Below are 24,623 nucleotides of genomic sequence, written 5' to 3'. Positions count from 1 at the left end.
AAGTTGCACAAGTCTTTTGTATTGTGACGCACCCACACAGTGTAATGGCTCGCCTTCGCATCGAGAACCTCCGAAAGGAGTACGACACCGGCTCCATCGTCGCCGTCGACGACCTCTCGCTCACCATCGACGACGGCGAGTTCGTCACCGTCGTCGGCCCGTCGGGGTGCGGAAAGACCACCACGCTCCGCATGATCGCCGGCCTCGAGAAACCGACCTCGGGGAGCATCTACATCGGCGACGAGGACGTCACCGCCCAGACCGCGCGCCACCGCGACGTCGCGATGGTGTTCCAGAACTACGCGCTCTACCCCCACAAGAGCGTCGCCCAGAACATGGGCTTCGGCCTCCGGATGAGCACGGACCTCGACGCCGACGAACGCCGCGAGAAGGTCGAGTGGGCCGCGGACATGATGGACATCACCGAACTTCTCGAGAAGACGCCCGACGAGCTCTCCGGTGGGCAGAAGCAGCGGGTCGCGCTCGGCCGCGCCATCGTCCGCGAACCCGCCGTGTTCCTGTTCGACGAACCGCTCAGTAACCTCGACGCGAAGCTCCGCACGACGATGCGCACCGAGATACAGCGCCTCCAGAACGAACTGGACATCACCGCCGTGTACGTCACGCACGACCAGGAGGAGGCGATGACGATGGGCGACCGGATGGTCATCCTCGACGAGGGCGAACTCCAGCAGGTCGGCGCGCCAACGGACGTCTACGAGAGCCCTGCGAACGCGTTCGTCGGCGGGTTCGTCGGCAGTCCGAGCATGAACTTCGCGGAGATAACCGTGGACCGCGACGGCGGCCGGACGACGCTCGCCGGCGACGGCTTCGAGTACCCCGTCAGCGACGCGTTCGCGAGCGCGATGCCGGACGGCGACCGGTTCGAGCTCGGCATCCGCCCGGAGAACGTCGCGGTCGACCCCGCGGACGACGACCAGAGCGGCATCACCGCGACCGTCGAGGTCGTCGAGCCCGTCGGCGCGGACAACTACCTCACGCTCGACGTCGCCGAGCACTTCGTCGCACGCGTCGACTCGAGCGTCGAACCCGCACCCGGCGACGACGTCACCGTCCGCTTCGACGAGGACAGCGTCCAGCTGTTCGACGTCGACAGCGGCGAGACCCACTCGCGCGAGGAACGCCGGAAGCAGACCCACGCGGCCCAGTAGGGTCGACGTCGTCCACCCGGCACGCGACCGCTCGCGGTCGACGCGTCGCTCGCGAAGCGAGCCCATCGATCCCGTTCTCCAGAAGCAGTCCACGAACAGCCCTCGACAGCGGCGCGAACAGCCCTCGATAGCCGCCAGCGCGTCAGTCGTCCTCGGCGACGGCGACCGCGGCCTCGGTCTCGCGGCGCTTCGTCGCGGTCGCGAGCCGGATGGCGTGGGGCCACCCGAGCGGCGTGGCGCTGTCGGCGGTGCCGTCGTCGAAGAACTGCTCGGGGAGGTAGTCGCCGTTCCGCGAGAGGCTGCCCTCCGCGTCGAGTTCCGCGAGGAGTGCGTCCGCGCGCTCGCCGAAGTCCTCGGCGTTCCAGTCCGTGCTCGCACTCTCGGCGGCGGAGGCGTCCTCGACGCGTTCGAGGAGCGCGGCGAGTTCGGCGGCGGCGACCGCGCCCCACGCCGTCGACACCGTCCAGACCTTCGGCGCGTCCTGTTCGCGCTGGCGCCAGTCGTCGCCCTCGTAGCGCACCAGGCCCCGTACCGCGTCGGTCTCGCGCTCCAGGCCGTCGAGCGTCGTCGCGGTGTGCGAGACGAGCCGCGGCACGTGCTCGTCGACGTCGATGCCGGCGGCGTCGGCGGTGCTGACGGCGTCGGCGAGCGCGAACGTGCTCGCGTCCAGGCGGTCGTCGCGGTCGCCGTCGGCGAGCCGGAGCGCGTACGCGCCGCGGTCGGCGACCCAGAGCGCGTCGAGGCCGTCGAGGACGGCCTCGGCTTGCGCGGCGGCGTGCTCGGAGTCCACCGGCGAATCGTCGGGTGCGTCGAGGCGAGCGACGCTCGCGTACGCAGCGAGGTACGTCGCCGCGGTGTGCGCGAACCGCCCGGTCATGTCCTCCCACGCGTTCTGGCACGCGCTCGGGAGCCCGTCCGCGCCGAGGGTGTCGTCGAGCGCGTCGACGCCCGCGGCGATGGCTTCGGCGACCGCGTCCAGCGCCGGTCCCTCGGCAACCTCGCTGGCGCTGGCGTCCTCGCTCGCCTGCCGGTACCGGTGGTAGTCCGCGAGCGCGGCGACGACGCTCGCGGTCTGGTCGGCCTGGTAGTCGTCGCCGTCGCCCTCGACGCGACTGTTCGCCCAGCCCGGGGCGAGCGAGCCGTCGCTCGGCCAGACGCGATGCGGCCACGAGCCGTCCGCGAGCTGGGTGTCGACGTACAGCGCCGCACTCCGGTGATGCCAGTCGGCGAGCCCGAGGTCGCGCTCGCGGTCGACCGCGAGCAGGTACCGCGTTATCTCGGCATCGTCCCGGAACCACGTGTAGCCGTAGCCGCCGGAGTTCGCGTACAGCGGGTCGAAGTCCGGACCGGCGACGCGAGCACCCGTCGGGCCGGAGAGCAGCGCGAGCGCGCGAACGTCGGCGGCGGCGTCCGTGGGAACGCTCGACGCCTGTTCGCGTGCGCTCTCCCTGAGCGTCGACGCGTCCACGCCAGCGACGCGCTCGCGGACCGCGTCGACTGCGGCGTCGCGGTCGTCGACGTCTCGTTCGAGCGCGGTCGCGACGGTCCCGGTCCCGCGCTCGAGCGGGACGGTCGCGACGACGTCACCGCCGAGTCGACTCTCCTCGTAGGCGTCCAGGTCGACGTCACGCGGGCGCTCCCGCGGGCCGCGCTCGAGGACGTCCCCGGCGTCGGCCGGCCGACGCCCGTCGAGGTGCGCGAACCCGGTGGCGGAGGCGAGGTAGTCGTGCTCGTGGCGGTGATACGTCTCGACGACGCCGCGGTCGCCGTAGACGAGCTTGCCGACGCGGGCCTCGTGGCCGTCCGGGCGGAACGAACAGTAGACGACGAGCGCGTCCGCGGGCCCGGTGACGTCGACGTGCGTGAGGTGCGTGCTGTCGAGCGTGAGGTCGAGGCGGGTGACCTCGACGTCGCCGTCGACGTACGTCGACTCGACGAGCGCGGTGTCGTCGACGTACCGCTGGGTGCGGGCGTCGAAGGCGTCGAGCCAGCGGACGTCGCCGTCGACGCGGACGCCGACGCGCGCGGTCGCCAGGCCCGCGCAGTCGAGGAGAGGAGCGGAGAAGTCCCGGAGCCGGCCGTCCCGTCCGACGTGCACGAGGCGGCCGTCGAGGCCGGAGAACAGGCCGGACGTGGTCCGGCGTTCGCCGGGGAACCGCGTCGGGTGGCCACGGTTCCGAGCGTGGTCGTGGAGCGAGTCTCGCAGGTTCATCGTCTCAACGTCCGCCCGACGAATCATAAAACTTGGTGTAATATTCGTTCATAGATTCAGATTCGGCGTCGGGTGGTGGACGGAAGCGACGTCCCGGCCGCGAGCCAGCACCGACGACCTCGCGGAAAGCGGTCGTCACGAAAGCGGTAAGGCACGGGTCGCCGTGGATGACGGTAGAAACCCACGGGGTATCATGGAGGACACGTCACTCACGGACCGACTCGAACGCCTCGGCCTCTCCGAGAAGGAGATAGACACCTACCTCTCGATCCTCGACCACGGCGAAGCGAAGGCGAGCACCATCGCCGACGACGCCGGCGTCTCCAAGCGCTACGTCTACAGCGTCAGCGAACAACTCGAGGACCGCGGGTTCGTCGACGTCAACGACCACGCCGTCCCGACGCTCATCCGCGCCAACCCACCGGAGGAGGTCGTCGAACGCCTGAGCGCCGAACTCTCCTCGCTCGGCCCCGACCTCGCCGCGCGCTGGAACCGCGTCACCGAGGAACGCCGCGAGTTCGAGATCATCAAAGCCCAGTCCACGGTCGTCAAACGCATCCGCGAGTTCCTCGCGAGCGCCGAGGACGAGGTGACGCTATCGGTCCCCGCGAAACTCCTCCCCGAGATCGAGGACGAACTCCGCGAGACCGTCGACCGGAACGTCCTCGTCTTCCTCCTGCTCACCGGCGACGAATCCACCGCCGTCGACGTCGCCGACGACGTCGCACCCGCGAGCGTCGTCCGCGTCTGGACCGAGCGCGCACCCGTCCTCTTCTCCGTCGACACCCAACTCGGACTGTTCGCGCCGTACGAACTCCTCGCGCGCTCGAACGCCGGCCAGCAAGCCGTCGCCATCGCCCAGGAGCAACTCGTCCCCATCCTCACCGGGAGCTTCTTCGGGAACTACTGGCCGATCGCCGAGGAAGCCCACGTCGCCGACCCCGAACCCCTGCTGACGGACTACCAGAGCTTCCGGCACGCCGTCTTCGCCGCCACCAGATACCAGAACCAGGACGAACCCATCGTCGCCACCGTCGACGCCCGGCCCGTCCAGAGGGACGGCGACTACCGCGAACTCACCGGTCGCGTCGTCGACGTCCGCCAGGGCCTCGTCGACCCACCGAACAGTCGCTTCGCGGTCGAGAACGCGCTCGTCCTCGACCTCGACGGCGACCGCGTCACCGTCGGCGGCCCCGGCGCGTTCCTCGAGGACTACGAGGCCCGCGGCGTCACGCTCGAACACGCCGACGACTGACGTTCTCGCGCCAGGCGACGAACCAGGGAGCGAGTCCGCCAGGATTACTTGCACTCGACTGATTGATGGTTTTATGAGTTCGCGTATCGAGTCGTCGCTCCGCCGTCGGATGCTCGCGACCATCGCCCTGTTCGTCGTCTGCGCCGCGTCGTTCGTCGGCGCGCTCGCCGTCCTCTACGGCTACGTCGTCCCCGCACTGATCGGGTGGTGGGCGGGTCGCTTCGACCTCGCGTCCGAGATCGGGCTCGTCGCCGTCCTCGTGCCCGCGGGCGTCGTCCTCTGGCTCGCCATCGGGACCGTCCGGAACTTCTACGCGTCGCCGCTCGCGGAGACGAACGCCGTCGAGGCCCCCGAAGCCGACCACCCCGAGCTGTACGCGGCCGTGCGACGGCTCGCCCAGCAAGCCGACGTCCCCGCGCCCGACCTGAAGCTCGTCGACTCCGACGTCCCGAACGCGTACACCGTCGGGTTCACGTCGACCAGCTCGACCATCGTCGTCACCAGCGGTCTCCTCGACACCCTCACCGAGGACGAACTGCACGCCGTCCTCGCGCACGAACTCGCGCACGTCACGAACCGCGACGGCGCCGTCATGTCCGTCGGCTACCTCCTCCCCGCGGTCGCGTTCGCGTTCGCGAAAGCCCTCACGTCGCCGTTCGAGAGCGACGACGACGAGCCCGACGAGGACGAGTACTACGACGACAGCTCGGGCTCCTGGATGCCAGTCCCGTTCTTCGGGAGTTCGAGCGGGTCGAGCACCAGCGGCGGGTCCTGGAGCGACGCGGGGGGCGACGACGAGGGCGGCGGCATCATCGTCGCCATCCTCGTCCTCGTCGCCATCATGATACTCACCGCCATCCTCACGCTCGCCATCTCCACGTTCTTCTGGGTGTTCTCCTCGCTCACCCTCCTCCTGCTCGCCCGCACCCGCGAGTACGCCGCCGACTACGGCGCGGTCGAACTCACCGGCGACCCCGACGCGCTCGCGAGCGCCCTCTCGAAACTCGACGACGAACTCCAGCAGGCACCCCTTCGGGACATCCGCGAGATAGACGGCGCCGTCGAGACCCTGTACGTGATGCCACTCCGCAGGGGCCTGCACGGGTTCAGCGACGTCGTCCTCCTCAGCGACGACTTCTTCCCGAACACGCACCCCGACACCCAGTCGCGCATCGACCGCATCTTCGAGGCCGCCGACGACGCCTGACCTGACCGCGGGCTGGGTCGGCCGCGCTCGACCTCACACCACGACCTCGACGGTCGTCTCGCCATCGGGCGTCGTCACGGTCACCTCGAACGCGACCGCGAGCACGGTCGTCTCGCCGGCGCGCTCCTGGACGACGACGCCCTCGATGGCCTCGCAGTCACCGAACGCGCGACCGTCCCCGCCAGGGCAGTGCTCGCTCGCGTACGCCGACGCCGCCGCCTGGTCGTAATCGACCGCGTACGCCGTCCCGCGGGCGACCCGTGCGGTCTCCAGGGAATCGAGTGCCGTCGCGAGGTCGCTCCTGACGGCGTCGACGACGGTCTCGCGGTCGCCCCACGCCTCCCCGGTGTGCGTGACGCGAGCGTCGTCGACCGCCCGCGAGAGGACGCCGACCGCGCGATCGATAGCTTCTCGCGGGCCGACGTCTCGCTCCGCGGCGACGTCCGGGTGCGCGCCGAGCTGGAGGTACGCCGCCGTCATCGCGAGGAGTGCGACCGCGACGACGCCAGCCGCGGCGAGCACGAGCTGCCCGCGGTCGCGGCCCGCGTCGACCCCACCACTACTGGCGTGGAGTCGTCTCACGCGTACCACACCCGTATCGTGACGTCGCCGTACCGCGTCGGCACGGTCGCGACCCCGACTTCGACGTCCTCGGGTGGGTCGAACCCGACCGTGCCGTGGGGCGTCCGCACCTCGAACAGGACGTTCTCGGGGAGGACCGCGGCGACGCGCCGCCGGAGGGCGTCGCGCTCGCGCTCGAACGCGTCGGGCGACCGCGCCACCTCCGCGAGCCGCGTCGCACCGGCGTGCCGCGGGTTCTCGACGGAGAGGACGGTCGCCGCGTCCGACGCGGTCGCGTCCAGTGCCGCTCGCTCGTCGGCGGGCGCCGGGACGCCCGCGAGGAACGACGCAAGTGCACCGAGGACGAGCAGGACGCCGACCGCCGCCTCGACCGCCGACAGCGACAACTGGCCGCGTGCTCGCGGCCCGGGCGACGGCGGGGACCCACCGGCGCTGAACGCCTCAGGCATCGACGGTCACCTCGACGACGACCTTCCGGGAGTCCGCTGGCGCGTACGTCAACTCGACCGCGCCGGTGGCGAGGTCCTCGCCCGCGAACGACAGCGCGGGCGTGACGCGACGGGAGACGTTCACGCGGTAGCGTCCAGGAGCGAGCCCGTCGGGGTCGTGGAGGACGACGCGACCGTTCGCGCGGACCGTCGTCACCTCGCCCGCGGTCGGCGCGACCGTAATCGCGACCCAGGGCGTGCGTCGCGGGAGCGTCACGCGGTCGCGGCCGTCGAGTCCGGGCGTCACCGTCCGCGGGTCGCGGTCGACGACGAGCGCGACCCGCCGTACCGTCGTCCCACCGGCCACGTCGCCGGTCTGGACGACGGTCTCGCCGTCGACGCGCACCCGGACGTCGGCGCTCTCCGGGAGGCCGGCGAGGCCGCGGACGGCGTCGGCGTCGAGCGCGTCGACGCGGGACTCGTTCAGGACGTTCTCGCGCACGGCAACGGGGCCGTCGGCGGCGACCAGGCGGTCCGCGAGCGCGGTCGCACCCTGGCGCTCGACCGGCTCGCGGGTCGCGTCCGCGAGCGCACCGTTGGCGACCACGACCGCGACCGTCGACACCGTCGTCAGTGCGACGAGCGCCGCGACGAGTGCGGCCAGGTTCGCCTGCGCGCGCCGACCCGACTCGTCGCCGTCGACTCGGACGGTCGCATCGCGCATTCAGCGGCCCTCCAGTCGAACGACCAGTCCTTCGGGCGTCGACTCGACGACGACCACGACCGTCTCCCCGCTGCGCGCCGCGCCCTCGACGCGTGCGACCGACGCCGGGAGTGCGAGCGGTATCGTCCGCGACAACGCCGCTCGCGGGTGCTCGAGGACGAGCGAGTCGTCGTCGAGCCGGAGCCGGTACGCGTCCCCGCGGATGGTCCCGGGGACGTCGAGTTCGCGCTCGACGGTGACCGACTGCACGCCCGCGTCGGCGGGGACGCCGACGTCCGCGGTCGACGGCACCGCCGCCTCCACGTCCGTCGCGACCGCGGCGCCGGTACGGTCCGCGACAGACCCCGCGGCACCGAGACGGTACTCCGGGAGCACGCCCCCGTAGAACGTCGACACGAGGAGGCCGACGTAGAGCGCGAGCAACCCGAGTTCGAGCGTCTTCCCGACGACCGACGACAGCGCGCGGTCGTCGCCCAGGAGCGAGCGCCGGCCCGCGCCAGCGCCGGCTCGTCCTGGCGTTCGCTCGCGGTCGGGTCGTTCCCGGGTCGTCCCGGAGTCGAGGAGCGTCACGCGTCCACCTCCAGGTCGAGCGCGTGCACGACCAGGTGGAGTCGTCGACCGCCCGGGAACGACGCGACGACGCTCTCGACGCCGTCGCCGTCGAGGTCGCGCGTCTCGACGGTCGCGCCGAGCGCCTCGAAGTACGCCCGCCACGGTCGCGGCGTCGCGGTCTCGACCGCCAGCCGGTACGCGCCCGCGGGGAGCGTCTCTCGGTCGTGGGAGACGTCGACGTCGAGGTCGACGCGGCCGCGGCCGCCGACCGCGACCGACTCGCTCGCGCCGACCGTCGGCGCGCCCACGAGGACGCTCTCCTCGCCGGCCGCGACCGGCGGGTCGGCGACGAACCACGCGTTCCCCACGTCCCCGCGGACGACCGCGCCGGCGAGGTACGCGACGCGGCGGTCGCCCGCCTCGAACACGAGCGCGTTCGCGTCCACCGCACGCACCACGTCGCCCGCGTCGTCGAGCACGCGGACGTCGCGTTCGACCGTCGACAGCCGGCCGTCCGCGAACTCGACGCGAACCGACCCCGGGCCCGACCTGGAGACCGCGTCGAGGCTCGCGAACGCGTCCGCGGCCCGGTCGGCGTCCGCGCGAGCGACCCCCGAGTCGACCGTCGACCCGACGCCCGCGGTCACCGCCGCCATCGCGACCACGGTGACGCCGAGCAGGAGCGCCACGCCGACGACGTGACTCTGCGCGCGAGCCGGGTCGCGCGCGCCGATACCGGCGAGCGAACTGTCGCGAGTCATAGCAACCCTCCGAGGGTGAACACGACGTACGCGAACGCGACCAGGAGCCCGGAGTGCAGGAGCGCGTCGTACTTCCCGCGACTCGCCGCGCCCGCGAACCACCCGGAGGCGAGCATCGTCGCCTGCGTCACGACGTAGAACCGCCGGTGTTCGCGCGAGACGTTCACCGCGTCCGGGTCGAGCACGAACCCCGTCCCGGGCGTCGACACCGCCGATAGCTGCGCGAACGAGTCCAGCACGTAGAGGTTCACGGCGACGACGATGCCGACGACCAGGATGGCGGTCGTCCACCCGACGGCGGCGTACACGAGCATCTCGTCGCGCAACGACTGCTTCTCGTGGTGGAGGCGCCCGACCTCCGTCTGGAGCGTCTCGAACACCGTCTCGGTGTCGCTCCCAGCGTCGAGCGCACCCGTGACCAACCGCATCGTCTGCTCGCTGAGTGGCGTGCCGACGCGGGCGACGAACCGGTCGAGCGCGGCGGTCCGGAGGTCGCCGTCCGTGCTCGTGAGGCCCGCGGCGAACGCCAGGTCGGCGACGTCCGCGTCGAGCGGCCCGAGGTCGACCTCGTCGGCGACGCGCGCGACCGCGTCCGGGAACGGCCGGCCGAGCGAGACGTGCCCGGAGACGGCGTGCACGAAGTCCTTCAGTTCGCGGTCCTTCGCGTCGTCGCGGCGCGCGCGACGGGTGGCGACGACGCCGACGGGGACGGCGTACGCGACGTACCCGACCGTGAGTGCGGCGAGTGCGCTCGCGCCGGTCGCCCACGCGATGACGACCACGCCGGCAGCGAGGGCGACCGCGACGACGCTCGCGCTCGCCGGGTTCGAGAGCGCGGACGCGAACGTCGCCCCCACGCCGTGCGGGCGCTCGTACTCGGGGGTCGCCGCGACCGGCCGGAGCGAGACGACGACCGCCGCCGAGAGCGCGCCGACGGCCGCGACGAACACCGCCGCGCCGTACACGATGATTGCTCGCGGCGTCACCGCCCCCAGCCCCGCGCCGAGGGGTTCGTTCAGGCTCGGCGTCAGGACGCTCATCACGGAGAGGACGACGACGAGGAGCGCGGGGAGGACGAGCAGGACGACGAACAGCTCCGCGACGAGTTCGAGGAACCCGCTCGCGCGCTCGCGCTCCCGGGCCTGCCGGTGCCCGAGCATCCGGCTCTCCATCCGGAGGTATCTGGACAGCTCCTCGGGACCCTGCGTGGCGTGCTCGCGGAACTTCATCAGGAACGGCGCGAGCGTGTCCTGACTCGGCGTGTCGCGTGCGACCAGGCGGAGGCCCTCGTTGAGACTCCCCGTCAACTCGGCCTTCGCGAGGACGGCGCCGGCGGCGTCGGCGGTCGCGCCGTACGCGTCCCGGTTCTCGGCGACCTTCGCGAGCATCGTCCGGCGGTCGTCGGTCCCCGTCGAGAGCGCGCGCAGGTACCGGACCGCGCCGGGGAGCGTCCGCTGGATGCCGATGCGGCGGGCGCGAGCGCGCCACGCCAGGTACCGGCCGCCGAGCGCCGTCGTCCCGCGATGGCCGACGAACGCGCCGACCGCGAACGCACCGGCGCGGAACGCGAGCATCGACACGCCACCAGCACCGACTGCGGTGGCCTCACCGCCAGCCCCAGCGCTGCCGGGGCCGAGCGCGACCCCGGGAAGCGCCGCGACCGCGAGCGGCGCGAGCGCCGCCGCGGCCGGTCCGGCGAGCGCCGCGATCAGCCACGCGAGCGCGTGGAGGCGCGCGACGAACACGTCGAACGGCACCTGGACGCCCGACCCGCGGTACCGCTCGCGGTTCCGGTCGTGGCGCGACGCGTCCGCGCGGCGCGAGAACAGCGCGTACGCCGCCCGGTCGAGCGCCGACACCGGCCGCGTCACGACCCACCACCCTCGTCGTCGGTCGCGTTCGCAGCCGCGTCCTCGTCGCCGACCGCGTCCGTGGTGGCGGCAGCGCCGTCGTCGTCCGTGCTCGTTCGCGACGCGACGGTCGCGGCCTCGTCCGTCCGGAGGTCCGCGACGACGGAGAACAGCTCGTCGACGTCCCGGACGCCGTCGCGCACGAAGTGCTCGACGTACCGGTGCTTGCGGTGGAACTCGTCCTCGACCGCGTCGACGGTCCGGTCGGTGCGGTCGGCGATGGTCTCGAACACCGCGTGCTCGCAGCGACGGGACGCGGCCGTGTCGTGGAGGTCGGGATGCTCGTACGCGCGCTCGAACTCCCCGTCGGGCGTCCGCGACAGCACCTCGTCGTAGTACACCGTCGTGCCGTCCTTCTCGACGCGGCCCTTCGGGCCGGAGCACGCCTCGTAGGTCGCTTCGTCGACGAACTCGACGACGCGCCCGACGTACCGCTCGCCGTCCGTGTGCCGCGGGAACACCACGAGGTCCAGTTCCGCGAGCAGGTAGCTCGGGAGGCCCTGTTCGACGACGCGGTTCACGAGCTTCTCCACCGACTCGGCGTGCGTCGTCCCGACGACGCCGTGACCCGTGTTCAGGGTCTCCGCGAACGTCGCGAACGACTCCGGCGTATTGACCTCCGCGATGACCTCGACGTCGGGGTTGAGGTAGTTCGTCTCGGTCATGAGGTCCGCCATCGTCACGCGCTTGTACGGCGTCTGGTGGTCGCGCGTGGTGAGCGAGACGCCGGTCTCGTGGGGGAGGGCGACCTCCCGGGACCCCTCGTCGATGCTGACGGGGCGGTGGTCGAAGGGCACGAACGGCATGTGGGCGTTCATCAGCGTCGTCTTCCCGACGCCCGTGGGGCCGGAGAAGAGGACGACGCCGCGGTGCTCGTAGAGCATCCACAGCAGGGCAACGAGGTCGACGGGGAGCGCCCCGGCTTCGAGGAGGTCCACGGGCGAGAGGGGGTCAGCGGCCTGCTTGCGGATGGAGACGTGCGGGCCGCCCTCGCTGACGACGGGGAGCGCGACCGCGCACCGCACGGTCTCGTCGGTGCCGACGTCGAGGTTCACCTTCGCGCTCGGGTTGCTCGCGGTGAGTTCGACGCCGTCGCTCGCCGCGAGCTGGGTGACGACGTTCACGAACGACGACTCGTCGTCGAATGCGAGGTTGGTGGGGACGCGGCCGTCGTGCAGGTCGCTGCGGGGGACGACCTTCACGCGTTCGCCGACGCGGTTCGCCTCGACGTCCTCGAGGTTCGGGTCGCGGATCGGGACGGTGAGTTCGCCGTGCCCGACGTAGTCCCGGAGGACGTAGTAGACGAGGTCGTCGAGGCGGTCGCGGCCGTGGCGGTCGTCCACGGGCGGCAGTGCGAGGTCGAGGTCGGCGAGGAGTTCGCGGGCGCGATGCCGCGCGGCGCCGAGCCACGCCTTCGCGGAGCGTGCGTTCAGGGCGCGTTCGAGGTACCGTTCGGCGCGGTCGCGGACGAGCGCGACGCGGTCGACGTCGGGCGTGGTGACGGCGTGCTCCCAGACGCGCTCGGTCGCGTCGGCGACGAGCTCGCGGTCGCCGGGGAGGAGGTCGGGTTCGAGGACCGCGTACCGCGTGTTGAACGCGTCCCCGCCGATGGCGTGCTCGCGGTAGAGCACGACGGGTATCTCGTAGTGCTCGAAGCTGACGGTGTAGCGCGCGAGGCGTTCGCTGGCGAACCGACCGAGGTCGTCGACGTCCGCGTCGATGCGCGTGGAGGCTGGTGCGAACCGGTCGGTGTGGACGCGGAGGACGTCGTCGTCGACGTCCGCGACCTCGACGTGGTCGTCGAGTGCGAGCGGCGTCAGGTCGCCGAGCCCGTGGAGTTCGCGCAGGAGGTGGTAGCGGACGCGGCGTTCGCTCGCGGGCGACCGGTCGACGAGCCGGGAGACGACGCGCTCGTGCTTCCCAGAGAAGCCCTCGCGGAGGCGGTCTCGGACCGCTTCTCTCGTCCGGGGTGCGCGGAGGTTCGCGTCCGCGAAGTAGTCGACGACGCGGTCGACGACGGGGTTCTCGTCCGGTGAGAGCCCGGGTTCGCGGACGTCGTAGGCGAACCCGTCGGTGGTCTCGCGGACGGTCGCGACCACGTCGGGCGCGACGGCGTACTGGGCGCGGACGTCGGGTGCGTACCAGGCGTCGGGGTCGTCGGGCGGTATCGGGGGTGGGACGTCGCTCGAAGGCCCCGGGTCGCTGGCGCGCTCGCCGTCGTCGGGGAGTTCGAGCGTCGGCGGGTCGGGCATACCCGTCTGTTCCGTCGGTATAGGATTTAAATTAAGTGAATGATGACGAGGGTGTTGGCTGGGTTCCGTCGTCGCGTTCGGCTGTGTGACAGTCGTGCACGCGCCGGTCACGGTTATGCGCGGACTCGACGTTCGTCCGTCGACGTCACGTGGTTCGCGTGGAACGCGTTCTACCCGACGAGCGACGCGCACACCTGACCGGGTCGTGGACGTCGGTCACCGGCTGGTTCGCCACTGCCAGAGCGCGACGTTCAGGACGACGCCACCGACGAGCAGTCCGTAGTTCACGAGCGGGTCGTCGTAGTAGACGACGTCGATGCCGAGCGGGTGCGGGTAGAGCGGCCAGAACGGTTCGAGCGCCTCCGCCTTGTCGGGGGCGGAGAGCGTGTCCGCGAACACGTGCGCGAGCCCGGCGACGAGGACGGCGACGCCCGCGAACCGGGTTGCGTCGTCGCGGACGCGCTCGGGGAGTGCGAGGTCGTCGACGCGGGCGTCGAGCGCGCGGAGCGCGAACGCGACGACGGGTGCGAGCACGACCGCGAACGCGACGACGGCGAGGACCGTGTGGAAGACGCCGTGGTGCTTCACGGTCGGCAGCACGTACCGCAGGTAGAGGTCGACGTCCGGGAGCATCCCGAACGGGACCCCGACCAGGACGAACGTCGCCGCGGTCCGCGCGTCCTCCACGACGACCCACGCTCCTGCGAGCCACAGCAACGCCATGCCGAGGTGGCCGGATACGTCGACCATACGCGCTCGTCTCTCGCAACGCCCCTTCAGTGTGGAGTCTAGATGTCGAACCGACGACTGTCGAGTTCAGATGTCGACCCGACGACCGTCGACTGGCACCGACGTCACCTGGTGACGCCAGCGCCCGCGAGGGCTTATGCGGGCTCGGAACCTATCACGAGACATGACAGACGACGCTGAGAGCCAGACGGAGATCCCCACGAGCGCGGACCGACCCGACAGCCCCATCCACACCACTGGAACCGACCACGTCACCGTGTGGGGGTCGAACGCCGAGGACACCATCGCGTTCTACCGCGACCTGCTGGGGATGCCCCTCGTGCTCCGACAGCCGAACCTCGACGACCCGAGTCAGACGCACCTGTTCTTCGACACTGGCGACGGCCGCATCCTCACGTTCTTCGTGAGTCCGGACCGCGAGAGCCCGCGCGGCCAGCGCACGCAGGTCGGTGGCGTCCACCACCTCTGCTTCTCCATCGCGCCCGAGGACTTCGAGGACACCATGGCGGCGCTCGACGAGGACGGCCGCGGCTACAACGTCTTCGACCGCGGCATCTTCTTCTCGCTGTACACGCGCGACAACAGCGGGCTCGTCATCGAACTGACGACGGACAAGTACGAGTTCCCCGACGACCGGAAGGCGGAGGTGCTCGCGACCGCCCAGCGCATCCGCGAGGAGGCGGGCGCGGACTACGCGGAGGACGAGCACATGCGTGCGGCGCTGGAGGAACTCGGGATTCCGGTCGAGCAGAACGACCTCCCGGACGCAGCCAGTGGCGTCGGTGGACTCGACTGAGAGTGTGCGACCGACCTGGCGAGCGGCGGTGGCCTCTGAACGCCGCCACCGAAACCCTCACCAGCGTCAATTGCTAACGTGACTGTATGGATTCGGAGCGTGCGCGCGTCGTCGTCGTCGGCGTGCTGTGCGTGCTCGCGGTCGCTGCCGCAGCAGCGACGCTCGCTGCGCCCGCACCGACCGACGACGCACCCGGCGGTGGGTCGCTCCAGGACGACGGACCCGCGGACGAACAGGGCGAGGGCGGAGATTCGACCGCGGACCCCATCGGGAGTCCCGGCGAACTCGACCTCGAGATCGGGGCGTGCGTCCCGTGGCTGTACTCGGTGTCGTTCTGGGCCATCGTCGGCGGCGTGACGGTCGCGGGGTGGCTGTACGCGCGCCACAGGCAGGACGCGCTCGCGGCGACCGCGTACGTCAGCGTGCTCGCCCTCCCGTTCGCGTTCGTCTGGTTGCTCCTCAGCAAGTGCGGGACCGACGAGGACGCGCCCCAGAGCTTCGTCCCGAGCGACGTCGTCGCCACCCCCAGGGGTGGTGACGCGACGTTCGGCGTCCTCGGCGACGCCAGCCAGTTCGCGTCGCCGACGTGGCTCGTCGCCGCCCTCGCGGTCGTCGGCGTCGGCGCGCTCGCGGTCGCGCTCGCTCGCGACGCCCAGGACGCCGAGGACCCCGACGAGCGCAGGCCGGACGCGGTCGAACCACCAGAAGCGCACGACGTCGACGAACTCCGGGAGGCCGCGGGGCGAGCGGCGGACCGCATCGAGCGGTCGGCGGGCGTCGACAACGAGATCTACCGGGCGTGGGTCGAGATGACCGAGCACCTGGACGTCGACCATCCGGACGCGAGCACGCCCGGCGAGTTCCGGCGTGCAGCCGTCGACGCCGGCGTCGACCCCGGGACCGTCGGCGAACTCACCGAACTGTTCGAGCGCGTCCGGTACGGCGACGAACCGCCGACGGAGCGGACCGAGGCGCGCGCGGTCGACGCGCTCCGACGGATGGAGGCGTCCGCGAGCGACCTCGACGACTTCTGGAACGAGGACGGATCGCCGTGACACCGAAGACCGACGCCTTTGAGGTGTGTAAACACGTGACGTAAGTGGTTCTTTGACGTTCCACAACCCCTTTAGTTACTACTCTGAAACACTGGACCGATGAATCGCTCCACCCTCCAGGTCGCGGTCGTCGCACTGCTCGCGGCGACCGCCATCGTCGCCGTCGCCGGGAGCGTCGACGACGCGCAGACCACCGGGGGCGGAGCGGCCCCCAGCGCCCCCAACACCATGACGGAGACCGAGGTCGAGCAGACGACGTCGGACCCCACCGACTACACGAACACCCCAGTCGACCGCTCCGGACGGGACCGCGAGTGCGTCGACGGCTCCGAACGCCCGCTGCTGTGGTTCGGCGTCCTCGTCGGCCTCACCGGCATCGTCGGCGCCGTCTACTGGAAGCGCGGGCAGATGGAAGCGATCTCGCTCGCGATGCTCCTCCTCGTGCTCCTGTTCTTCGTGTACTCGCTGTTCGGGATGTGTTACACCGGCCAGATTCCGCAACCGGATAACCGCTCGGGCGCCGAAGAGATGAACGAGACGCGCACCGACTTCGCGCCCGGCGGCTCCGGTGGCGGCGCCGGCGAGGGCGAGCAGGCTCGCGACCTCCCGCTCGCGCTCGTCGCCATCGTCGCCGTCATCGCCGTCGCCGCGGTCGGCGCGGTCCTCGTCACGCGCGGGAAAACCGACGACGACGACCCGTTCGACGCGCTCGAAGAACCCGACGAAGCCGTCGAGGACGGCCTCGTCGACGTCGACGAGTTCGCCGCCGCTGCCGGTCGCGCCGCCGACCGCATCGAGGACACCGACGACGTCGACAACGAGATCTACCGGGCGTGGGTCGAGATGACCGAGCACCTGGACGTCGACCACCCCGAGTCGAGTACGCCCGGCGAGTTCGCCGCCGCCGCCGTCGACGCCGGCATCGACCGCGACGACGTCGTCGAACTCACCGAGCTGTTCGAGCGCGTCCGGTACGGCCACACCGCGGCGACGAGCGACCGCGAGGCCCGCGCGCTCGACGCACTCCGCCGCATCGAATCCCAGTACGGAGGTGCGGACGCGTGAACTCGAAGACCGCGGTGTCCACGCTCGGCGTCGTGTTCGTCGTCGTCGGGTTCGCGATGCTGTTCGTCCCCGGACTCGCCGGGCTGTTCGACGCGAACGAACTGTTCCTGAGCCTCATCGGGCTCGGGTTCGCGCTCCAGACCGTCCGCGTCGTGAACGCACGCCGGCGAACGCCCTACGAGCAAGCGACGACCGCGGACCCCGAGATCGCCCAGGAACTCCCGACGCCCGGCGACGACTTCGACGAGCTCATGGACCAGGCCGCGGCCGTCCGGTACAGCGGCGCGCAACGCGACACCGTCCGCGAACGCCTCCGCGCCGCCGCGGTCGCCGTCGTCGTCCGCACCGAAGGGCTCTCTCGCGAGCAAGCGATCGAACGCATCGACGACGGCACGTGGACCGACGACCCCTACGCCGCCGCGTTCTTCACCGGCGAGATTCAGGGCACGTCCATCCTGCAACGCGTGTCGTTGTTCGACCGGTCGCGCTCGCAGTTCGAACGCTGGGCGACCCACGCCGCGAAGGAGATCGTCGACATGAGCGAGGGCGAGAACGCATGAGTGCAACGACCACGACGACCGACGCCGCCGACACCGACGACGACACCGCGAGCACCGACGCCGAGACGGACGTCACGCCGTCGGCCGACGCGACCGTCGAACTCGACGGCGAGACCGTCGGCGCTCGCATCATCAAGCACCACGAGACGGCGACGCATCACTGGGAGGGCGTCGCCGCCGTCACGACCTTGCTGGGCGGCACCGGCATCATCTTCCGGTCGCCCGCACTCCTGCTGGCTGCCGTCGTCGGCATCGCGTTCGCCGCGTACGCGAAGGTGGCCGAACCGGTTCGCGTGGAACTCGCCGTCGACCGCGAGCTCTCGGACGCCGACCCCGACCTCGGCGACGAGGTGGAGGTCACCGTGCACGTCAAGAACACCGGCGAGTCGACGCTCCCGGACCTCAGGCTCGTCGACGGCGTCCCCGAGAGCCTCGAGGTCATCGACGGGACCGCGCGCACTGCGACGTTCCTCCGACCGGGCGAACGGACGTCGTTCTCGTACACGGTCGCCGCGAAACGCGGCACGCACGAGTTCCGGACGCTCTCCGTGTACGCGAGAGGGTTCACGGGCGCCGTCGAGACCGAACTCGACCTCGCTGCGGGGACGGAGATGGTGGCGACGCCGTCGCTCGAAGCGACCGCCGAGGTCCCGCTCCGCCAGCAGACGTCGCGGTACGCCGGCCGCGTCGACACGAACACGGGCGGCGAGGGCCTGGAGTTCTACCAGACCCGCGAGTACCGTCGCGGCGACTCGCTGTCACGCATCGACTGGAACCGGCACGCGCGAACGGGCGAGTTGACGACCGTCGAGTTCCGCGAGGAGAAGGCCGCGACGGTCGTGTGCGTCCTCGACCTCCGACAGGCCGCGTACGTGCACGGCGAGGGCGACAACTTCCACGCCGCCGACCACGGCATCGACGCCGCCGGTCAGGTGTTCGCGACCCTCCTCGAGACCGGGGACCGCGTCGGCATCGGCGCGCTGTCGGCGAGCGACGTCTGGCTCGCGCCCGGTCTCGGGAACGAGCACCGCATCCGCGCCGAGGAACTGTTCGCCAGGCATCCCGCGCTCTCGCCCGAACGCCCCGACGATTACTTCTCGCTCGGTATCGGCCTCCGGAACCTCCGTAAGCGCCTGCCGAACGACGCGCAAGTCATCATGTTCTCGCCACTCGCCGACGACGAAGCCGCGAAGGCCGCGCGCCTCCTGCACGCTCACGGCCACGCCGTCACGATAATCAGCCCGGACCCGACCGACGGTGCGACGCTCGGGCATCGCGTCGCACGCGTCGAACGACTCGCTCGCATCAGCGCACTCCGCGAGGTCGGCGTGCGTGCCGTCGACTGGAACGTCGACGACACGCTCGCCACGACGCTCGCGCGCGCCAGACGGCGGTGGTCCGCATGAGCGCGACCGCCGCGGACGACGCCGCGGGTGCCGGTGGGACCGACGACGCCGACGCCGCGAGCGCGGACGCCGAGGACGAGCTGACGGGCCGCGAGGTCGACCGACGACCGACGCCGCTGTCGGCGGTCGTCGCACTCGCCGCCGCGAGCGTCGTCGCCATCGCCGCGAGCGTCGGCAGCACCGCCGGTGGTGCACTCGCCGCCCTCGGCATCGTCGCCCTCGCCCCCGGCGTCCTCTCCGGGTACCCGAAGCTCGTCGACGGCGCGGGCCTCGCCCTCCTCGGCGGCGTCGCACTCGGCGGCTCCGGCGACGCCCCACCGCTCTGGATCCTCGTCGCGACCGTCGCCGCCGTCGTCGCGTGGGACGCCGGCCAGAACGCCATCAGCCTCGGCAAACAACTCGGGCGGGACGCCGACACCGCGCGCGCCGAGGTCGCACACTCCGCCGCCACCGTCGCGATCGGGACCACGACCGCCGGCCTCGCGTACGTCGTCTTCCTGTTCGCGGGCGGCTCCAGGCCGCTCTCCGGCGTCATCTTCCTCCTCGTCGCCGTCGGCATCCTCCTCCAGGCGCTCCGGTGACCGCCTGCACACCCTCCCCGGGTCGAGTGCGACGGCGCGTTGCCGACCGTGGTCGGGTGGGGGGTTACGAGTGAACGGACGTAAGATTCGAGCAACCGATGGCCCAGTCACAGCAGCCACGCGACCCGACCGACCGCCAGCCGCGAGGCACCGAGAAGTACTGCGCGTACTGCGGGACGAAACTGTTCGAGAACCCGCCGACCGACCGCGAGGCGGACGTCGGCGTCCGCCTCCTCGACCGCACGTTCTGCGACGACGCCTGCGAGAGCGCGTGGAACATCGACGCGACCAGCACGGACACCGGTCGCTGAACGCGACACGACGAGCAGGAACGAACAGCCGACCGCGCGGAAGAACGCACCGACGGAGGAAGCGAGTGCGCTGTCAGTGACGCGTCACTCGACGGTCGGCACTGGAACGGATTCGAGGACGGCGTCGACGACCTGGGACTTCTCGACGTTGTTCACCATCGCGTCCGGCGTCAGCACGAGCCGGTGCGCGAGGACGGGCTGGGCGACGCGCTTGATGTCGTCCGGCGTGACGTAATCACGGCCGACGAGCGTCGCGTACGCCCGCGACGCCTCGAACAACCGCTGGGTGCCCCGCGGCGACACGCCGACCTCGACGCGACCGTCCTCGCGCGTCAACCGCGTCAACTGCGCCATGTACGAGAGCAGGTCCTCGTCGACGGTGACGTCCTCGGGCACCTTCCGGAGGTCGGTGACCTCCTGGTCGGTGAGTACGCGGTCGACGCTCGGGGACTGCTCGACGCGGCCCGCGCGCCGGTGCAGGAGCTCGGTCTCGCCGGCTTCGTCCGGATACCCGATACTGGACTTCACCATGAACCGGTCGACCTGCGCCTCCGGGAGCGGGAACGTCCCCTCCTGCTCGACGGGGTTCTGCGTCGCGATGACGAAGAACGGCTGCGGGAGCTGACGGGTCTCGCCGTCGACGGTGACCTGCGCCTCCTCCATCGCCTCCAGGAGCGCGGCCTGGGTCTTCGGCGGCGCACGATTGATCTCGTCGGCGAGCACGATGTTCGCGAAGATCGGGCCTTCCTGGAACTCGAACTCGCGCGTCTCCTCGTTGAACACGTGCGTTCCCGTCACGTCAGCGGGGAGCAGGTCGGGCGTGAACTGGACGCGGGAGAACTCGAGGCCGAGCGCGCTCGCCATGGCGCGTGCGGTGAGGGTCTTCCCGGTGCCGGGGACGTCCTCGAGGAGGACGTGTCCGCGGGCGACGCCTCCCAGGAGGACGGTCTCGAGGAACTCTCGGTCGGCGATGACGGCGTTACTGATCTCGTCGAGGACGGCGGCACAGTCCTCGCTCGCTTGAGCGACGTCCATGTTCCACCTGAAACACATACTACAATTTAGTGGTGGCGATAACTCACACGACCACCGAACGAATCGAAACCCATAAAATCATCAGCCGCGAATCGCAGGGTGTAGCCGAGGTAGCCTAGCCCGGCCAAGGCGGTTGCTTCGAGAGCAACTGTCCGCAAGGACTCAGGAGTTCAAATCTCCTCCTCGGCGCTTCTCGCAAGACAACGACGACGAGCGTAGCGAGTCGTCCGTCCTGCGAGAACCGTGAACGTGGAATTCGAACCCTGCCAGTCGCGCGCAGCGAACGAACGTGAGCGAGCACGTCTGGCTTCGGTTCAAATCTCCTCCTCGGCGCTTCTTCGACTTCAAACCGTGAGCTGCGAGCTTGCTCGCCGCGAACAGGTCGGAGTCGAAGAACGCCAGCAGCGTGATCTGAACCAGGAAGCGGCTCGCTGCGACCGTGGTTCAAATCTCCTTCTCGGCGTCCTTAGGCACGAAGACGCCGAACGACGGCGAGGGCGCTCTTGGCGTGCGGTTACTGCGAAAAATCGCGGGGTTAGTTGGTGGGGCCGACGCGTTCGGTGTCGGTGGTGGGTTCCGTGTCGTCGGTCGTCTTCGGCTTGAACGTGTCGAAGCCGAGGACGCTGTTGAGCGGGCACTTCTGGGTGCTGGCGGTCACGAGGAACACCGCACCGACGAGGATGGCGGCGACGGCGATGCCGAGGCCGAGTGTACCGCTCGCTATCGCGAAGACCTCGAGGACGTGTGCGAGGCCGACGATGACGAGGATTGGGCCGAGGACGAAACGGGCGATGCGGTCGTAGCCGCCGACGTTCTTTTGCATGGTGTAAGCACCTGTCCTTCTAGACGCGTCGGGTGACGTTAAGGCGCGAGCTCGTTTCTCTGCGGGTGAGAATCACTCTCGAGGTGGTGGTCGTCGGTGCCGTCTGCTCGACGGATGGCCTGGGGCGGTGAGCGCGACCGGGCCGACCGCCGGCTGGTCGCGTCGACACCATCTTCTTGCCGCTGGTGAGCGAACGCGGTGTCGTGTCCGGGTACTGGGTCGTGCTGGCGTTCGTCGTCGCGTGCTGGAGCGCGGCGTATCTCGGGACGCGAGCGGTCGCGCGATGGCTCGACGAGGCCCTCGACGGGCCGGAGCTGGCGGGGGCGCTTCGCGGACTTCGACGCGTCGGGTACGCGGTCGTCACGGCCGCGGTCCTCGCTGGCTGGCGCGTGGTCGACGGTGACGCGGTCGTCGCGGACGCGCTCACGGCGGCGGGCACGACGGCGGTTCTCGGGTCCGCGTCGACCGTCGCCTCGGTGCGCGCCGCTGCGGTCGTCGTCGCGCTCGGAGGCGTGTGGCTCGGGGGCGTGCTCGCGGTCGCGCTCGCGACGGTCTCGTACCGGCGTCGCGCCCGCGAGTACGACCTCACGCATCGGTTCGTCGTCCGCTGGCTGCTCTCGCGGGGCGGCGGGTCCGTCGCCGTCGTCGGCGTCGCGGTACTCGTCGTCTCGACGGTTCCACCGGGCGTTCCCCGTCTCGCCGCCGTTCTCGCGCTCGCGGCCGGCACGATGCTCGTGCTTCCCTACACGCTCGCGGTCGCGTTGCGCGCCCGTCCCGCGACGTCGGCCGAACGGCGCGTGGTCGCGGACGTCCTCCCCGACGACGTCACGCTCCGCGTCGTCGACGACCGGACGCGTATCGGGCCCGCGTTCGCGGCCGGCACGCCGCCGGGCCCCGAGTACGTGTTCGTCACCGCGGCCGTCTTCGACGTCTGCACCGACGCCGGAGTCCGCGCGGTCGTCGCGCACGAGGTCGCACATCATCGTCACCGGCACGTCGCCGTCCGGTTCGGGGCCGTCGTCGCGGGCGTCCTTCCGGTGCTCGCCGCGGTCGAGTTCGGGCTCGACCTCCCCGCGTGGGGGGTCCTCGTGAGCGTTCCGTACGTGCTCGCCGTGGCGTGGGTGTTCCGTCGGACGGAGTTCACCGCGGACGCCGCTGCAGCGCGAGCGGTCGGCGCGGACGCGCTCGTCGCGGCGTTCGACGCGCTCGTCGAGCAACGACTCGTCCTCACCGGCACCACGCGGATGACTTCCTTGTTCGCGGTTCATCCAACGATAGAAGCCAGGAAGCGACGTTTGGTAGCGTTCTCCCGATAGAAACGGTACTTGTAGCGAACTCATACGGTATAAAACTAGGCGTTGTATTTAAATGCCTGGAGCGATTACAATTGGTTACTGAACGACGGCCGAGTCCAGTGTCGAAACCACGCGACCCGGTCCGCCCCTCCCCCCATACGATGTCAGGTTCCCGTACACGAACGAACGACGACCGTACAGCCGAACGCAACACCGTCGACCGAACGGTACAGCACGACGAACGAGAGGAAGAGCGAACCGCCGAACGGACGTGTCCCGAATGCGGCGGTCGCCTCGATAGCGACAAGTCCCACGGCGAGACGGTCTGCGCCGACTGCGGACTGGTCGTCGAAGAGGACGCCGTCGACCGCGGCCCCGAGTGGCGCGCGTTCGACGCCGGTGAACGCGACGAGAAGTCCCGCGTCGGCGCCCCGACGACGAAGATGATGCACGACCAGGGGCTGTCGACGAACATCGGCTGGCAGAACAAGGACGCCTACGGCCGCCAGCTCAGCTCCAGCCAGCGCCAGAAGATGCAGCGGTTGCGCACCTGGAACGAGCGCTTCCGTACCCGCGACTCGAAGGAACGCAACCTCAAGCAGGCCCTCGGCGAGATCGACCGCATGGCCAGCTCGCTCGGCCTTCCGGACGACGTCCGGGAGACCGCGAGCGTCATCTACCGCCGCGCGCTCAACGAGGACCTGCTCCCGGGCCGTAGCATCGAGGGCGTCGCCACAGCCGCGCTCTACGCCGCCGCGCGCCAGGCCGGCACCCCCCGCAGTCTCGACGAGGTCGCCGCGGTCTCCCGGGTCGACGCGATGGAGTTCAAGCGCGCGTACCGGTACGTCGTCCGCGAACTCAACCTCGAGGTCGAACCCGCGGACCCGCTCCAGTACGTGCCGCGGTTCGCGAGCGAACTCGGCCTCAGCGACGAGGGCGAACGCACCGCGCGCGAGCTCCTCGAATCCGCGAAACGCGAAGGCCTGCACTCGGGGAAGTCGCCCGTCGGGCTCGCCGCAGCCGCCGTCTACGCTGCGAGCCTGCTCGTGAACGAGAAGGTCACGCAGAGCCAGGTGAGCGACGTCGCGAACGTCAGCGAGGTCACCATCCGGAACCGCTACAAGGAACTCCTCGAGAACGCCGACCAGAGCGGCGCGCTCGCGTAAGCACCGCGCTCCCGTTCTCCGGCGTGAACGACTCCGGTCTGGACCCGAGACTTTTCCCGTGAACTCGCAGCTAACAGCGGCGTGCGCTGACCAGCGCGAGCGTCGGTCACGACGGGAGTCCCACCCGCCGACGCACACCGCCGCACGGGTGGGCTGCCCGCCACAATTCCGATAGCGACGGCGTCGAACGAATCGGCTCTCGGTCAGGAGGCGTTGTCGACGAACGAATCGGCTCTCGGTCAGGAGGCGTTGTCGACGAACGAATCGGCTCTCGGTCAGGAGGCGTTCTCGACGCGAATCTCGTCCCCGACGTCGACGTCGGCGGCCGCACCGGCCGGGAGTTCCACGAGCGTGTCCGCTCTCGCGCGCCCCAGTCCCAGCCACGGCCGCAGTCGCTTGACGTGGGTCACCTCTTCGTCGACGAGCCACACCGCGTCGATGGGGAACGGCACGAACACCATGTGGACGTCACGAGCGGCCGCGTCGTCGAACGCAAACACGAGCGCGTACTCGTCGGGGATAGACCGCCGGAACATCAGGCCGCGAGCGCGCGAGAGCGTCGACGCGGCGACGTCGACGTCGCTGGCGAGGATGCGCTCGGTGTCACCGTCGTCGTGGAGAACTCGCATACAGCGTGCTGTCGACAGCAGCACGCAAGAGCGTTCCGGCGACGCGTCGGCACACGGTCGCGGTCGTTCGGCGTGGCTCGCGTCGGCGGTGCGTAT

24 protein-coding genes and 1 tRNA gene are annotated in these 24,623 nt (G+C 70.7%); 13 read left to right on the top strand and 12 right to left on the bottom strand.

Features of this window, described 5'->3' with window-relative positions; genetic code table 11:
- Positions 1-44: 44 nt before the first annotated feature.
- On the top strand, positions 45-1,172 hold the full coding sequence (locus LI336_RS06360; RefSeq protein WP_227132003.1) for an ABC transporter ATP-binding protein: 1,128 nt from the start codon (positions 45-47) through the stop codon (positions 1,170-1,172).
- A gap of 142 nt (positions 1,173-1,314) precedes the next feature.
- Here LI336_RS06360 and LI336_RS06355 read toward each other — a convergent pair whose 3' ends face one another.
- Positions 1,315-3,384 carry a DUF7997 domain-containing protein gene (locus tag LI336_RS06355; RefSeq protein WP_227132001.1) on the bottom strand — a complete coding sequence of 690 codons (2,070 nt, stop codon included), beginning with the start codon at positions 3,382-3,384 and terminating at the stop codon, positions 1,315-1,317.
- Between the two features lie 193 nt (positions 3,385-3,577).
- Between LI336_RS06355 and LI336_RS06350 the strand changes: the two genes are divergently transcribed.
- Both LI336_RS06350 and LI336_RS06345 read left to right on the top strand, forming a co-directional pair.
- Positions 3,578-4,639 carry a TrmB family transcriptional regulator gene (locus LI336_RS06350; protein ID WP_227131999.1) on the top strand — a complete coding sequence of 354 codons (1,062 nt, stop codon included), beginning with the start codon at positions 3,578-3,580 and terminating at the stop codon, positions 4,637-4,639.
- A 73-nt stretch (positions 4,640-4,712) separates the two neighbouring features.
- Positions 4,713-5,846 carry a M48 family metalloprotease gene (locus LI336_RS06345; protein ID WP_227131997.1) on the top strand — a complete coding sequence of 378 codons (1,134 nt, stop codon included), beginning with the start codon at positions 4,713-4,715 and terminating at the stop codon, positions 5,844-5,846.
- A 33-nt stretch (positions 5,847-5,879) separates the two neighbouring features.
- Here the strand turns inward: LI336_RS06345 and LI336_RS06340 are convergent, their stop codons facing one another.
- The 8 genes from LI336_RS06340 to LI336_RS06305 all read right to left on the bottom strand — a co-directional run bounded on the left by LI336_RS06340 (position 5,880) and on the right by LI336_RS06305 (position 13,805).
- On the bottom strand, positions 5,880-6,428 hold the full coding sequence (locus LI336_RS06340) for a DUF7261 family protein (RefSeq protein ID WP_227131995.1): 549 nt from the start codon (positions 6,426-6,428) through the stop codon (positions 5,880-5,882).
- Positions 6,425-6,877, bottom strand: coding sequence for a DUF7262 family protein (locus LI336_RS06335; RefSeq protein ID WP_227131993.1), 453 nt, complete (start codon positions 6,875-6,877; stop codon positions 6,425-6,427). The genes LI336_RS06340 and LI336_RS06335 overlap by 4 nt, the downstream gene beginning before the upstream one ends.
- A complete protein-coding gene (locus tag LI336_RS06330) occupies positions 6,870-7,580 on the bottom strand; it encodes a DUF7263 family protein (protein WP_227131991.1) in 711 nt (236 codons plus the stop codon). Before LI336_RS06330 ends, LI336_RS06335 begins: the two co-directional genes overlap by 8 nt.
- Complete coding sequence (locus tag LI336_RS06325; RefSeq protein WP_227131990.1) at positions 7,581-8,150, bottom strand: DUF7266 family protein; 570 nt, start codon at positions 8,148-8,150, stop codon at positions 7,581-7,583. It lies immediately after the preceding gene.
- Positions 8,147-8,893, bottom strand: a complete 747-nt coding sequence (locus tag LI336_RS06320) for a DUF7289 family protein (RefSeq protein WP_227131988.1) — start codon at positions 8,891-8,893, stop codon at positions 8,147-8,149. Before LI336_RS06320 ends, LI336_RS06325 begins: the two co-directional genes overlap by 4 nt.
- On the bottom strand, positions 8,890-10,764 hold the full coding sequence (locus LI336_RS06315; RefSeq protein ID WP_227131987.1) for a type II secretion system F family protein: 1,875 nt from the start codon (positions 10,762-10,764) through the stop codon (positions 8,890-8,892). Before LI336_RS06315 ends, LI336_RS06320 begins: the two co-directional genes overlap by 4 nt.
- Complete coding sequence (locus LI336_RS06310; RefSeq protein ID WP_227131985.1) at positions 10,761-13,055, bottom strand: type II/IV secretion system ATPase subunit; 2,295 nt, start codon at positions 13,053-13,055, stop codon at positions 10,761-10,763. The genes LI336_RS06315 and LI336_RS06310 overlap by 4 nt, the downstream gene beginning before the upstream one ends.
- Before the next feature lie 216 nt (positions 13,056-13,271).
- Entirely contained in the window at positions 13,272-13,805 is a 534-nt protein-coding gene (locus LI336_RS06305; protein ID WP_227131983.1) for a metal-dependent hydrolase, read from the bottom strand.
- 163 nt (positions 13,806-13,968) lie between these two features.
- Here LI336_RS06305 and LI336_RS06300 point away from each other — a divergent pair, with 163 nt between their 5' ends.
- The 7 genes from LI336_RS06300 to LI336_RS06270 all read left to right on the top strand — a co-directional run bounded on the left by LI336_RS06300 (position 13,969) and on the right by LI336_RS06270 (position 19,579).
- Complete coding sequence (locus LI336_RS06300; protein ID WP_227131981.1) at positions 13,969-14,601, top strand: VOC family protein; 633 nt, start codon at positions 13,969-13,971, stop codon at positions 14,599-14,601.
- A gap of 86 nt (positions 14,602-14,687) precedes the next feature.
- Entirely contained in the window at positions 14,688-15,656 is a 969-nt protein-coding gene (locus LI336_RS06295; RefSeq protein WP_227131979.1) for a DUF4129 domain-containing protein, read from the top strand.
- Between the two features lie 99 nt (positions 15,657-15,755).
- Positions 15,756-16,721 (top strand): DUF4129 domain-containing protein, encoded by a 966-nt coding sequence (locus tag LI336_RS06290; protein WP_227131977.1) that lies wholly within the window; start codon positions 15,756-15,758, stop codon positions 16,719-16,721.
- Positions 16,718-17,281 carry a DUF7269 family protein gene (locus LI336_RS06285; RefSeq protein ID WP_227131975.1) on the top strand — a complete coding sequence of 188 codons (564 nt, stop codon included), beginning with the start codon at positions 16,718-16,720 and terminating at the stop codon, positions 17,279-17,281. Before LI336_RS06290 ends, LI336_RS06285 begins: the two co-directional genes overlap by 4 nt.
- Positions 17,278-18,687 carry a DUF58 domain-containing protein gene (locus LI336_RS06280; RefSeq protein WP_227131974.1) on the top strand — a complete coding sequence of 470 codons (1,410 nt, stop codon included), beginning with the start codon at positions 17,278-17,280 and terminating at the stop codon, positions 18,685-18,687. The genes LI336_RS06285 and LI336_RS06280 overlap by 4 nt, the downstream gene beginning before the upstream one ends.
- Positions 18,684-19,268 carry a DUF7519 family protein gene (locus LI336_RS06275; protein WP_227131972.1) on the top strand — a complete coding sequence of 195 codons (585 nt, stop codon included), beginning with the start codon at positions 18,684-18,686 and terminating at the stop codon, positions 19,266-19,268. Before LI336_RS06280 ends, LI336_RS06275 begins: the two co-directional genes overlap by 4 nt.
- A 98-nt stretch (positions 19,269-19,366) precedes the next feature.
- Positions 19,367-19,579: a hypothetical protein gene (locus LI336_RS06270; RefSeq protein WP_227131970.1), complete on the top strand. Its 213-nt coding sequence runs from the start codon at positions 19,367-19,369 to the stop codon at positions 19,577-19,579.
- An 84-nt stretch (positions 19,580-19,663) separates the two neighbouring features.
- Here LI336_RS06270 and LI336_RS06265 read toward each other — a convergent pair whose 3' ends face one another.
- Positions 19,664-20,614, bottom strand: coding sequence for an AAA family ATPase (locus tag LI336_RS06265; RefSeq protein ID WP_227131968.1), 951 nt, complete (start codon positions 20,612-20,614; stop codon positions 19,664-19,666).
- Between the two features lie 104 nt (positions 20,615-20,718).
- Here LI336_RS06265 and LI336_RS06260 point away from each other — a divergent pair.
- Positions 20,719-20,803, top strand: a tRNA-Ser gene (locus tag LI336_RS06260).
- Between the two features lie 346 nt (positions 20,804-21,149).
- Here the strand turns inward: LI336_RS06260 and LI336_RS06255 are convergent.
- Positions 21,150-21,437 (bottom strand): YgaP family membrane protein, encoded by a 288-nt coding sequence (locus LI336_RS06255; RefSeq protein WP_227131966.1) that lies wholly within the window; start codon positions 21,435-21,437, stop codon positions 21,150-21,152.
- A gap of 203 nt (positions 21,438-21,640) precedes the next feature.
- Here LI336_RS06255 and LI336_RS20345 point away from each other — a divergent pair, with 203 nt between their 5' ends.
- On the top strand, positions 21,641-22,753 hold the full coding sequence (locus tag LI336_RS20345) for a M48 family metalloprotease (protein WP_227131965.1): 1,113 nt from the start codon (positions 21,641-21,643) through the stop codon (positions 22,751-22,753).
- 140 nt (positions 22,754-22,893) lie between these two features.
- Positions 22,894-23,898 carry a transcription initiation factor IIB gene (locus LI336_RS06245; protein WP_227131963.1) on the top strand — a complete coding sequence of 335 codons (1,005 nt, stop codon included), beginning with the start codon at positions 22,894-22,896 and terminating at the stop codon, positions 23,896-23,898.
- A 275-nt stretch (positions 23,899-24,173) separates the two neighbouring features.
- Here LI336_RS06245 and LI336_RS06240 read toward each other — a convergent pair whose 3' ends face one another.
- Positions 24,174-24,527 (bottom strand): DUF192 domain-containing protein, encoded by a 354-nt coding sequence (locus tag LI336_RS06240; RefSeq protein ID WP_227131961.1) that lies wholly within the window; start codon positions 24,525-24,527, stop codon positions 24,174-24,176.
- Positions 24,528-24,623: the final 96 nt, after the last annotated feature.

The sequence above is a fragment of the Halorubellus salinus genome, assembly GCF_020567525.1.
Lineage (GTDB): Archaea > Halobacteriota > Halobacteria > Halobacteriales > Natrialbaceae > Halorubellus > Halorubellus salinus.
This window is presented reverse-complemented; position numbering and strand designations above follow the sequence as displayed.